At 40.1% G+C, this 11,357-nt stretch carries 13 protein-coding genes; 10 read left to right on the top strand and 3 right to left on the bottom strand.

The features are described from left to right. Positions 1–2: 2 nt before the first annotated feature. The 3 genes from NBH03_RS11990 to NBH03_RS11980 all read left to right on the top strand — a co-directional run bounded on the left by NBH03_RS11990 (position 3) and on the right by NBH03_RS11980 (position 3,656). Positions 3–1,562, top strand: a complete 1,560-nt coding sequence (locus tag NBH03_RS11990; RefSeq protein ID WP_250799728.1) for a DUF4340 domain-containing protein — start codon at positions 3–5, stop codon at positions 1,560–1,562. A gap of 187 nt (positions 1,563–1,749) precedes the next feature. Then, on the top strand, positions 1,750–2,760 hold the full coding sequence (locus NBH03_RS11985; protein WP_250799727.1) for a TFIIB-type zinc ribbon-containing protein: 1,011 nt from the start codon (positions 1,750–1,752) through the stop codon (positions 2,758–2,760). Next, positions 2,760–3,656 (top strand): TPM domain-containing protein, encoded by an 897-nt coding sequence (locus NBH03_RS11980; RefSeq protein WP_250799726.1) that lies wholly within the window; start codon positions 2,760–2,762, stop codon positions 3,654–3,656. Before NBH03_RS11985 ends, NBH03_RS11980 begins: the two co-directional genes overlap by 1 nt. Positions 3,657–3,660: 4 nt before the next feature. Here NBH03_RS11980 and NBH03_RS11975 read toward each other — a convergent pair whose 3' ends face one another. The 3 genes from NBH03_RS11975 to NBH03_RS11965 all read right to left on the bottom strand — a co-directional run bounded on the left by NBH03_RS11975 (position 3,661) and on the right by NBH03_RS11965 (position 5,014). Continuing rightward, positions 3,661–4,107 (bottom strand): GNAT family N-acetyltransferase, encoded by a 447-nt coding sequence (locus tag NBH03_RS11975; protein WP_215690628.1) that lies wholly within the window; start codon positions 4,105–4,107, stop codon positions 3,661–3,663. Between the two features lie 80 nt (positions 4,108–4,187). Further along, positions 4,188–4,682, bottom strand: coding sequence for a hypothetical protein (locus tag NBH03_RS11970; RefSeq protein WP_331476130.1), 495 nt, complete (start codon positions 4,680–4,682; stop codon positions 4,188–4,190). Then, on the bottom strand, positions 4,679–5,014 hold the full coding sequence (locus tag NBH03_RS11965) for a helix-turn-helix transcriptional regulator (RefSeq protein WP_117539710.1): 336 nt from the start codon (positions 5,012–5,014) through the stop codon (positions 4,679–4,681). Before NBH03_RS11965 ends, NBH03_RS11970 begins: the two co-directional genes overlap by 4 nt. Positions 5,015–5,411: 397 nt before the next feature. Here NBH03_RS11965 and NBH03_RS11960 point away from each other — a divergent pair, with 397 nt between their 5' ends. From NBH03_RS11960 to NBH03_RS11930, 7 genes are all read left to right on the top strand, one after another. Next, positions 5,412–5,936 carry an RHS repeat-associated core domain-containing protein gene (locus NBH03_RS11960; RefSeq protein ID WP_250799725.1) on the top strand — a complete coding sequence of 175 codons (525 nt, stop codon included), beginning with the start codon at positions 5,412–5,414 and terminating at the stop codon, positions 5,934–5,936. A gap of 117 nt (positions 5,937–6,053) precedes the next feature. Beyond that, entirely contained in the window at positions 6,054–6,398 is a 345-nt protein-coding gene (locus NBH03_RS11955; protein ID WP_250799724.1) for a hypothetical protein, read from the top strand. A 1,059-nt stretch (positions 6,399–7,457) separates the two neighbouring features. Continuing rightward, on the top strand, positions 7,458–8,024 hold the full coding sequence (locus NBH03_RS11950; RefSeq protein ID WP_250799723.1) for a hypothetical protein: 567 nt from the start codon (positions 7,458–7,460) through the stop codon (positions 8,022–8,024). Between the two features lie 13 nt (positions 8,025–8,037). Continuing rightward, entirely contained in the window at positions 8,038–8,310 is a 273-nt protein-coding gene (locus NBH03_RS11945; RefSeq protein ID WP_015513067.1) for a hypothetical protein, read from the top strand. A 9-nt stretch (positions 8,311–8,319) separates the two neighbouring features. Continuing rightward, positions 8,320–8,751 (top strand): hypothetical protein, encoded by a 432-nt coding sequence (locus tag NBH03_RS11940; protein ID WP_250799722.1) that lies wholly within the window; start codon positions 8,320–8,322, stop codon positions 8,749–8,751. A gap of 481 nt (positions 8,752–9,232) precedes the next feature. Next, complete coding sequence (locus NBH03_RS11935; RefSeq protein WP_250799721.1) at positions 9,233–9,619, top strand: RHS repeat-associated core domain-containing protein; 387 nt, start codon at positions 9,233–9,235, stop codon at positions 9,617–9,619. Between the two features lie 117 nt (positions 9,620–9,736). Further along, positions 9,737–10,933 (top strand): HEAT repeat domain-containing protein, encoded by a 1,197-nt coding sequence (locus tag NBH03_RS11930; RefSeq protein WP_250799720.1) that lies wholly within the window; start codon positions 9,737–9,739, stop codon positions 10,931–10,933. Positions 10,934–11,357: the final 424 nt, after the last annotated feature.

The following is an 11,357-nucleotide window of genomic DNA, read 5'->3' as shown; positions in this document are numbered from 1 at the left end:
ATATGAAGAACAGGAAAAAAGCGCTTATAATTGCTATCATCTGCCTGGCGGCGGCAGCTGTTCTTTATTTACTCGTTGTGAAGCTGAGTCAGAGGTCGGAGGATGCGGACAGCTCTGATGACTCTCTGGTGATCAGCAGTGTGGACAGTGGTCAGATTACAGCCATTTCTTATGAAAAAGACGGCAAAAGTCTCTCCTTTAGGAAGGAGGACGGCACCTGGTATAATGCGGAGGACAAGAGTTTTCCGGTTGACCAGGACAGCCTGACGACCATGACCAATGCCCTGGGTGCGGTTTCAGCTACCCGAAAACTGGATTCACCGGAAGATTTGTCGGAATATGGTCTGGATTCGCCGGTATTGACTGTGCGATATACGGCCAGTGACGACAAAGAGGCAGAATTTACCGTGGGTGATACCAATGATGCGGCCGGTGGGTCCTATCTGAAAATCAGCGGAGATGATGCGGTTTATCTGGTGGCGTCCGATTTTGCCGATACGTTCAATTCGGATATCTATCAACTGGCGGATATGGAGAGCTTCCCAACCATCACATCGGACAGCATTACGGATATCAATGTCAAATCCGGCAGCCATACACTGGAAATTAAGAATGACAGCGATGGCGGCAGGATAGTTCTTGAAAACGGTGAGGAAAAAGAGAATTGTGCATCATCATCTGTAACACAGTTTATCAACACTGTGACAGGCATCACATTTAAGAGCCATGTAGAGTATAATTGCAAAGATTTGTCGAAATATGGCCTGGACAAACCGACAGCGGACATTTCTGTGGATTATACCACAGCAGAGACAGTGACAGAAACATCAGCAGAAAGTGTACAGGAAACTGCAGATACAGAAGAAACAGAGTCTGAAACGGAAACTGTTGAGGTGGCCAAACAGCTGATACTGCATATCGGCAGTCAGAATGAAGACGGCGATTACTATGCAGCCTTAGATGGTTCAAAAGAAGTCCATGTTGTCAGCGGTGATACGATCAAAGAACTGATTGAAAAGAAAGCAGCGGATTTTACGGATAATACGATTTTGTCCGGTTCTCTGAATAATGCAAAGGGTATCGATGTTGCCATCGGCAGTGACAGCTGGCATCTGGTAAAGGAAGAAGTTGCCAAAGCGGATGATCTGGCGGACAGTGCAGAAACTGAGGGTACAGATTCGGAAAAGGCAACAGAAACTACAGATGCGACAGCCGATGAAACGACTGCAGATGCAGAGAAAGTGGATGAATCTGAGACAGAGACAGAAGAAAAATGGTATGCCGGAGATACAGAAATTGCTTTGACAGATTTATCTTCTGCCTACAGTGATCTTTCAGGCATGTCGGCGGAGAAGATTCTGGATACAGCGGCAAAATCAACCGGTGATGCGGCCATCAGTGTTACTGTCAAGTGGGAAGATGATACCGAGACAACCGTATCATTTACAGTCTATGACAGCAGCTTCCATCTGGCAGAAATCAACGGTGAGGCCAGAAAACTGGTGAATAAGCGGGATGTCGAAAAACTTGTTGAAGATATGACGGCGCTTCTCAAAAAATAAAAAAGTGTGCAGCTTCAAGCAACAGCAAAGGGCTTTCAATGGAACAAAATCGTTTTCGTTGAAAGTCCCTTTTTTTACTTCAGGATTGATTGCGACCGGGGAGAGAAAATGGTATGATTAAGGTAATGTTTGGGTGAAGAGATATAGGGTCAGGAAAAAATAAATTTATGATACAGGGAGAATAACAATGATTGTGAATTTCAGCTGTCCGAACTGTGGGGCAGATATGTCATATGATATCAAGCTTGGAAAGCTTCACTGTGCGCATTGTGATCACAGTGAGGATATCCGACCGGATGAGGAGAATTATAAGAATGCGGCCGAAGAACCGGCAGATAAACCGCGTTATTGTGTGAATTGCGGCGGTCTTTTGTCAGCGGGAGCCAAAACCTGTGCCACGCACTGTGAATACTGTGGGGCACCGTTGGTGATGGCGGACCGCCTAAGCGGAGACTGGCGGCCGGCCTATGTGCTGCCTTTTGAACTGGACAGGGAGAAAGCGGAGGCAGCCTTCAGAAAATGGTGTCATAACGGTCGATTTTCGCCGAAGGGCTTTATGGCGGCAAAGAATATCCAGCGTCTGCAGCCTTTGTACATTCCATATTGGCTGTATGATATGAATGCCAGTGTGGATGTCCGGGGAACGGCAACCCGGGTGAATATTTATGTGCGTGGCGAAACAGAATACACGGAGACGGATTTCTTTGATGTGCGAAGGAAAATGCGTCTGGAATATACAAAAGTACCCCATGACGCATCAGAGAAAATGGACGATACCCTGATGGCAAAGCTGGAGCCCTATCGTTTTGACACATTGAAAACTTTCCAGATTCCGTATCTGGCAGGATTTGAGGCGGATCAGGGAGATTATCGTTCAGAGGATTTACTGCCCCAGGTGAAGCAGCAGGTGGCCGGATATGCTGCAGAATACGCCCGTTCAACGATTTCCGGTTACACAAGTGTACATATTGACCATCAACAGATGGACTATGACCATATCAGCAGCAATTATGTGTATCTGCCAATCTGGTTTATTTCCTATCGCTACAGGGACAAAGATTATATATTTGCCATGAATGGTCAGACAGGTAAGGTCATTGGTGAACCGCCTGTGAGCAGAGGAAAAGTGGCAGGCTGGTTTGCAGGCATTTCGGCAGCGGCCTTTGCGATTCTGATGGTGATTGGAGGGCTGTTGTAATGAAAAAAATATTGAATTTTCTGATGGTGATGCTGTTGGTCATGGGCCTTGGAATGGCGTCAGTGATGACAGCCTTTCAGGCAGAAGCCGCGGAGACTGCAGAAACGGCCGGTGAAACAGTATCAGCCGCAGAGACTGTATTGACAGCGAATCAGGATGGGGAGGCAGCGGCTGATTCGAGTATGTCAGCCAGCGGTATTTATGATGCGGCGGATCTTTTGTCGGCGGATGAGGAAGCGTCATTTTTGACTAAACTGGAAAAATATTCTGAGAGATACAGTGCAGATATCGCTATTGTGACAACGGATGATGCAGGAGGATTGAGTGCTCAGGCTTATGCAGATGCCTATGCGGAAAAAATCGGTCAATCCATGTCGAGAGATGAATATCCGGGTATTTTGTTTCTGATTGATATGGATAATCGGCAGATTTATATGGCGACCCAGGGGCAGGCCATGAATTATTATGATGATTATAGAATCAATAAAGTGCTGGACAATTGCTATAATCACATCACAGATGGCGATTATAAGGGCACCTGCGATGCTTTCCTGAAAGGTGTCCGTGATTATATGGGGCGCTCCACAGATAGAAGTGCCCGCATGGATGCCTTTGGTGTGCTGCTTCGACTGATTATCGCTATTGTCATCGGCGCAGTTGTGACTTTTGCCATGGTATTCAGACGCGGCGGCCGTGTGACAACCAACAGCCGGACGTACTTTGACGCATCCGGTTCACATCTGGATGCCAAAGAGGATCGCTTTATGAACCGGACGGTAACAAGACGTCATATTGAGAAACCGAAGGGCGGAGGCGGTTCCGGCGGCTCAGGCGGAGGCGGCGTGCATATGAGCAGCGGCGGAGGTACCCACGGGGGCGGCGGCCGGAGCTTTTAAATGGCTAATCGTCCACCACGTTTTTCTTAAATCCTACGGTATAATTTCGAGGAAAACCAATACGATAATAAAATTCATGTGCGTCGGTGCGATGGATGGAAGATGTCAGATTGACATAGCGTCCGTTGTGTCGGCGCACATAGTCTTCTACATACTGCATCAGGGTCTGACCATAGCCCTGCTGGCGGTAATTTTCATCAATCACCAGATTCTCAAGGGAATAATAAAAGCGGGCTTTGGCCGTCAGATCAAGACATTTGCTGAGGGTAATGGTTCCCACCAGCTTGTCTGCATCGTCAAAAATACCCACCAGATGATAATGCGGGTCATCTTTCACTTCTTCCAGAACGCGAATCATGTCTTGGATGTCTGAGGTCCAGTCATCCTCCAGCTGGCAGTAGAGACGGTGCAGGTCTGTGTAATCTTTGGGGGTAATCTCATGTATCTTCATAATTATATTGTCTTTCCACATCAAAATAGGGCAAAAATTTTGGATTTTTGCATTGTTAGGTACCTTACTATCGTATTTTTCTAAAACCGTCTCGCAACAGCTATATTGGGAATAAAGTAAATCGCATAGTTATCAACAACGGTATAAACGCCGTATTTGCTTCGGTAACAGGCCAGGGCTTCTTCGAGATAATCTTCCGTAACATCCAGATATTCTGCCATCTCATAGCGGTTCTGGCAGTGATGTTCAAAAGCACGGATAATACCGCGCAGTCCGATCAGACGGTTATATCCCCACAGGCGGGCATCCAATTCCTGCTGTCGGCTGTTCACATTCTTCAAATCGGTAATATCACCGACGCTTGTAAAGTGATGGCCCATTTCTTCGGCAAGAATAGAGGTCTTCTCTGCGGTGGTCTTCAGCTGTGAATCCAGCGCAATATGGCCATCTACATAGAGACCGTTCAGACGTTTCTCTCCGGTGCTGTCTCCGTTCAGGTCAACAGATTCATGAACGTGTACCTGTTCATCATCGGCATCCTGCAATAATTCTTCATAAGTATTCAGGTGAATCACTTCCTTTGATCATCGAACTTGATAAAGGCGGCAAAAGCCTTAATCTTTTCAATCTGTTCAGGTGTAAATTCATTACCGTCAAAATGAGCGGCAATGGTGGTTGGTTTCTCAGGTGCGTAGCCAAATGTGCCGAGGACATCTTCGACACCGTAGGCACGGCACATGACTAAAAGGGCGTCAGGGGTGGGCTGGCTGTTGCCGTTCTCCCAGCTGTAAATTGTCTTCTCGGATGCTTTAAAACCATTGGCAGTCAGTAATTCAGACATTTCCCGCACGGACTTCCCCGCTGCAATTCTACATTTTCTTAAGGTTTCACCTACAGTGCTCTTCATTGAAAAAATCTCCTTCTATCATCATCAGTTGTCTTGTGAAATATCAGTATCCTTATAAAGAACAGTCATAACAGAAACATAGATACTGTTTCGGCTGATCGAAATGAAGCATCTGGGATACTGAGAGTTTCATGCCTTTTCGTTTTCTGAGATTATTATACCATTATCCCAGAAACTCGTCAATAATTTCTGAAAATATAAGAAATAACTATTGACATTCTTAGAAAAGGAATATAATGGCTTCAATATCACGAAAACTAAGAAAATTAGACAAGATATTCTTCAAATGTAAGAATACATGTAAGAAAGAATGTCTGAGAAAAGCAGAACTCAATGCGGAAAACCTGTTTCTGAAAATTCGAGAATGCAGTTGGAATTCCGGGCTGGGGCTGTCGTGATGATGGCATGGCAACATTATCTGTATGACGGCAGCGGCCAGCTGATGGCTATCCGTTATAAGGGTGCGGATTACTATTATATCCGTAACGGCCTGATGACGATCACAGGACTGATTGACGCCAATGGTATAGCTGTAGTAAACTACAGATATGACAGCTGGGGTATACTGACCGGCATCACAGGCAGCATGGCAGGGGCACTTGGAAAGGACAACCCGTATAGATTTAAGGGGTACTACTATGATGAAGAGACGGGGATGTACTATCTGAAGAGCCGTTATTATCAGCCGGAGATCTGCAGGTTTATTAGTGCGGATACCATAGAGGTACTGGATTGTCAGGGAGATTTAAATGATAAAAATCTTTATGCTTATTGTGATAACAATCCGGTTATGCGAGTGGATACAGGCGGACAAATCTGGATTGCTCTAGGAATAATGGCAGCAGGCGGCGGAATAGGCATGGTAATTGGTGCGGCCAGCTCTGCGATAACACAGTATATGTTCAATGGAGAAATCAATTGAAAATCTGTGGGGGTTGCAGCAGTAGGCGGTTTCGTCAGTGGCGCAGTGGCAGCAAGCCCGTTAGGTTTGACGGGGCAGATTGGAGTTGGAGCAGTATCGTATGTTGCAGATTGTAAGGTGAATGGCAGTGCTTTAAAAGTGGACGAACTGGCAGTTTCAGCGGCGGCTGGTGCAGTTTCAGGAGGGATTGGCGGATCAGGAGCAAATCAGTACAAAGCATTGTCTAACACGATAAAGACTGCTTCAAAGACGACAGCGCGATTTACAAGACTGATAAGCACGAAAGGAAGTGCTAGTCTTGCAGCTAAAAGAATTGCGGAAGCAAAAATGTGGAGAGATACCGTGTTGAAAGGAACAACCTGGATTAGCAGTATAAAATTTGCTGCTGGAACGGGAACTTCCAATGTGATTGCTCAGCTATGGACAAAAGCAAAGAATAAAGTAAGAAGCTGGTTCAAATAAGGTATGTTTTTTGGACATATGAAAAAGTAGAAAATGTCACCTATGTTGAAATGAAATAAAAGAGACATAGGTGACGTAGAGTAGATGTATTGGGTAGATAAAGTAGAGACAATAAGGAGTAGAAATGATAAAAGCAATGGCACGAGTTATTCTTTGGTTTGCAATATTATCTTTTATGGGATGGTATGCAAATTCATTATCCATTAGGCGGATAATAAAAAAAGTAGGCATTCGGATAAAATTTTATCCGGCTCATTATATCATGCCAAGCAGAAAGATGAGGAAGATATTTAAGCTGGATAAAAAAGAAATACCGAAGTGGACATATCTATCACTGTATTTATCATTTGTTTATATTATATTGTTTCTTGTTTTTTTGATTTTATTTTTACTTTTAGATGCTAAAGTGATGGTTATGGATGTGTTTCACACGGTATATATTATATTCATGTGGATGGATGTGATATATTCTACGATTTTCATCTTTTTGTATAAGGTTTGATTGAAGTTGATGTGTTACAAAAGCAAGGGATTTAATTTTAAACGCTGCTTAATAAGGAGGAAAAATGGAACGATACAAAATAATTCTTTTCTTTGCAATCTTGTCTTTTGCTGGTTGGGATTTGAATTCATTATCCATTAGGCGGATAATAAAAAGAGTAGGTATTCGGATAAAATTTTATCCGGCTCATTATATCATGCCAAGCAGAAAGATGAGGAAGATATTTAAGCTGGATAAAAAAGAAATACCGAAGTGGATGTATTTTTTACTTTATCTATCATTTGTTTATATTATATTGTTTCTCATTTTTGTGTTATATGTTCTGATAGATGATGAATTAACAATATTACAAGTATTTCTGTATGGATATGGAATCTTAATAGTTGCAAATATCATATATTTGACGATTTTTGCTTTCATGTATAAAATCTGATTCTTGTAATTATATTTATAGATGGACCGTAGGGGCTGTTAGAGGTTGGATAATGTTAGAATAGCATGGCAGGGACAACCTGTACAGATTTAAGGGAGTAAGAAGTTGGGAGAGATATTTGACATTGAGTGAGGAAGATTTATTGGTAATTCAGGCAGCGGATGATGGGGCTTCTGTACTATTTGGAGTGATTCTAACAAATTTACTTGTGATAATTTTAAAATGGGAGAATGATATATGGTGGTGGACGATTCTATTAATTATCATTTCATTATTATCGTTAAGACCAGTGTTTGTTGGAAATGAAACCCTTATTTTAAGTGAAGCAGGTATAGTAATAAAAGATGGTAAATATAAGAGACAGTATTTATGGGATGAGCTGCCTGTGAAACGAATAAATGCTAATTGTGTTAATTTAGGCAGAGGAATAAATAAGTATCATGAATGTATTGTTTTTTCCAAGAGTCGATTTTTAAGACCTCGATTTTTAAATCCAGTATATATCAAAATGTTGTTTAATCGGTCTGTTTTTTGTATATATCTGAAAAATGGAGACGAAAAAAGCAAGAATATAGAGTGTTTTCAAGGTGCTATAGAAAAAGACATTATTGTGGAAAAATTAAAGGAATGGCATATAGAATTGGAGGATAATAAACCTGAGGAAAGACCTCCTTGGAAAGAACAAATTTAGTGTGTAGACATGGATGGTTGACTTTGGGGCAGCGACAGTTGTAGGAGGAATTGCTGGAAAAATAGGTGGTTCAGGTGTAAATGGGAGAAAATTACGAGGTATATATAGACGAGCTAATGATGTTATAAAAACGGTAAAGTCTGCCAGAAGGATTGCAAAATATGTAGCTAAAAAGACTGCTATTAAGGTAACGGTAAAAAGTGGAGTAAAGCAAACTGTTAAAGCGGGATTTTTTTCAAATATTACGAATTTTGTTAGAAAATTGTTTACAAAGAGCAGAGTATAGGAGGAGAGTGTGAAGAAATATTACGATTATTATGTGAATAGGAGAAATACGCCTCATCTGGATTTGTATACGAAGTTAATTGGCATGTTTTATTTCTGGAATGGCATGAACTTTATATTGGGCAGTGCATATGCGTTGTCCATAGGACAAAAAAAATTAGCTGTTAGTGGATTGTTTCTTGGTATATTGATGTGTAGTTTGATTAAGGACAAGACTACAGATAAGAGAAAAAATCAAAGAGACTTGAAAGCTGTTATTGGGGATGGAATAATATATGCTATATGTGCTTTGGGAATCTCCTATGTGTTGTCATTTTGGTTATTGCTTCTTGTGTATATTCTAGAAATGATTTATGTAGCTTGGGTTATCTTCAAATATTTCAAACAGCAAAATGGACAAAGATCCAGAAAGCAGAGAAGAAAAGATTATCCGGTTGATTAAGGTGTACTTTTAAGGGTGTGAAAAGGTATAAAACGTCACCTATGTTGACACAAAAGCAACATAGGTGACGGCAATTAATTATGTTTAGCGAATACAGAAATATATCGGATAATTAAGGTGGAAAATGGAATGATACAAGATTATTCTTTCTTTTGCAATATTGTCTTTTGCTGGTTGGGATTCGAATTCATTAACGATTAGACGGATAATAAAAGAAGGCGGAATTTACATAAAATTTTATTCAGCTCATTATATCATGCAAAGCAGAAAGATGCGGAAAATATTTAAGCTTGACAAAAAAGAAATATCGAAGTGGATGCATTTCTATATGGATATGGAATCTTAATGGTTGCAAATATCATATATTTGGCAATTTTTGCTTTCATGTATAAAATCTGATTCTTGTAATTACGTTTATAGATGAACGGTAGCGGGCTGTTGGAGATTGGATAATGTCGGATAAATAGCTGGATACAGACGGATGGCAGGCAGTATGGCAGCAAGTCTTGGTAAGGACAACCCGTACAGATTTAAGGGGTATTACTATGATGAAGAGACGGGGATGTACTATCTGAAGAGCCGTTATTATCAGCCGGAGATTTGCAGGTTTATTAGTGCGGATACAACTGATGTTTTAGAAATTCAAGAGGATTTTGATGACTTAAATTTATATACGTATTGTAACAATAACCCTATAAATTGGGAGGACCCAGATGTAACAATTGCACTTGAATTAGGTTATGTTGCATTAACTGTGTTGGTGTTTACATATGTATATATTGCAGGTGTTAGAAGAAAGAAAAAACAACAAGGACATACACGGTTACAAAATCTTATTGGAACAGTCATAGCCATAGTAATTATTTAGGAAATAAAATTATATCTTTTTCAGCTTATACAGTTACAAAATGGGTTTCTGGCAAAACTAAAAATTCAAAGGGTGGAAAGCAAAATATAAAAGATTCTGGGTTGGCAGGATTGTCAGATGCGGAAGTATCAAGGCGAGCGAAAGATAAGTCATTGTCTAAGAAAGAAAGGGACCGATATAAAAAGGAAGAAAAAGCCAGAGCATTGCGAAATAAACAAAAAAGGAAAAGTCATTATTAAAAGGGGAAGTTTGAAAATGAAATTTAAAAATGTTAATGAAAAAAGAAGGTTCATTGATAGTCTTGAAAAAATGGATAATCAATCAATCAGAGAAATTATTGACATTATAGATTTACTTGCCAGTGACAAAAACATAGATGTCCGAAGGATATTAGCAAAACAGATGGTGATTTTTGATTGTGATGAAGTTGAAGATATTTTATATGGCATGTTGGACGATAAAAATAGAATGGTACGCCTGGAAGCTGTGGATTCTCTGTCGGTTGGTAGGCATGAGGAAAGCATCAAAAAAGTAGCCGCTATGTTAGTAAAAGAGGGCTGTATGATTCGAATGTATGCAGTAACAACGTTGTTTAATTTAATTACAAATGCCTATGGAATGAATGAAAGAGCTTTTGAAAAATATAATCTGATTGTAAAATCAAGTTTTCAGGCTGAAAAAAATCAGAGGGTTCTGTTGGCCTATTATCAAAATGAGTATTATATGCAGCCGAAAAAGGGAATACTTTTATTAAAAAAAATTTATACCGATATATTAGATAATGAAAAATATGATTTGGTATGGACGATATTGCATATTTTAAGTGAAATAAGGAGTCGAAACAACAACAGCGAGATACAGCAAATATTGGAATATAAGGCTGAAAAGCTGCTACCGGTTCAGAAAGAATTTGCAGATGTGATGCGAGTAGAAAATGTGCCGTATAAAATATTGATATTGGATGAAGACAATACTTTTCTTTCACATGTAGTAGCTTTGAAGATACGTTCTATGTGCAGCAAAATGGATATAACGCTTTCTACAGCGGGCATAGATACTGGAATTTTGCGTTTTAATGAGATAAAAGCATTTTGTAAGAAAAACGGTATTTTTTGTCCAGAAAAGCTATATGCTAAAAGGGTCACAGAAGTCTATGCATATGATTACATTGTTTGCCTAAATATAATGCAAAATCAGGATATGTATTCAAAAATAAGAACGGTTCATTATAAAGATATAGATATTCAAAGTGATGAACAAGTGCAGTTGATTTGTAAAGATATTCAAAAGCAATTGATATCCTTAAAAATTTGAAGAAAGTATTAAGGAATTAATGAAATGAAGGTGCCGAGAGCATTAGACAAAGGATGTTCTTGGCACTGTAAAGAAAGAGAAGATGTGAAGGGTAAGCGAAAGGATGGGAGAATTGCGGGATAACATAATAATAAAACCGGATAAGGAATATGCGGGATGTATGAAATTTTTTCTATGGTAGAATGGGGGATACGGTTAGATACAGAAATATAAAATATTGATTTTCCAATGCTCCGCATTCTTGCGGGGCATTCCCTTACCACAAGGAAAATAAACTGAAAATATATAAATGAAAAATTAAAAGGAAAGACTAACTATTAAAAGTCAAGTCTAAAATGAAAATTTTTTGAATGAATTGCAGAAATGCATTTCAGATATATTTGAACCTTGAAAACTGTATGACGAAAAGAGCATCATTATTGGT

The sequence above is a fragment of the Coprococcus intestinalis genome (assembly GCF_023656595.1).
GTDB lineage: Bacteria > Bacillota > Clostridia > Lachnospirales > Lachnospiraceae > Coprococcus_A > Coprococcus_A intestinihominis.
Note: the sequence above shows the minus strand (reverse complement) of the source record. Positions and strands in the feature narration are given on the sequence as shown.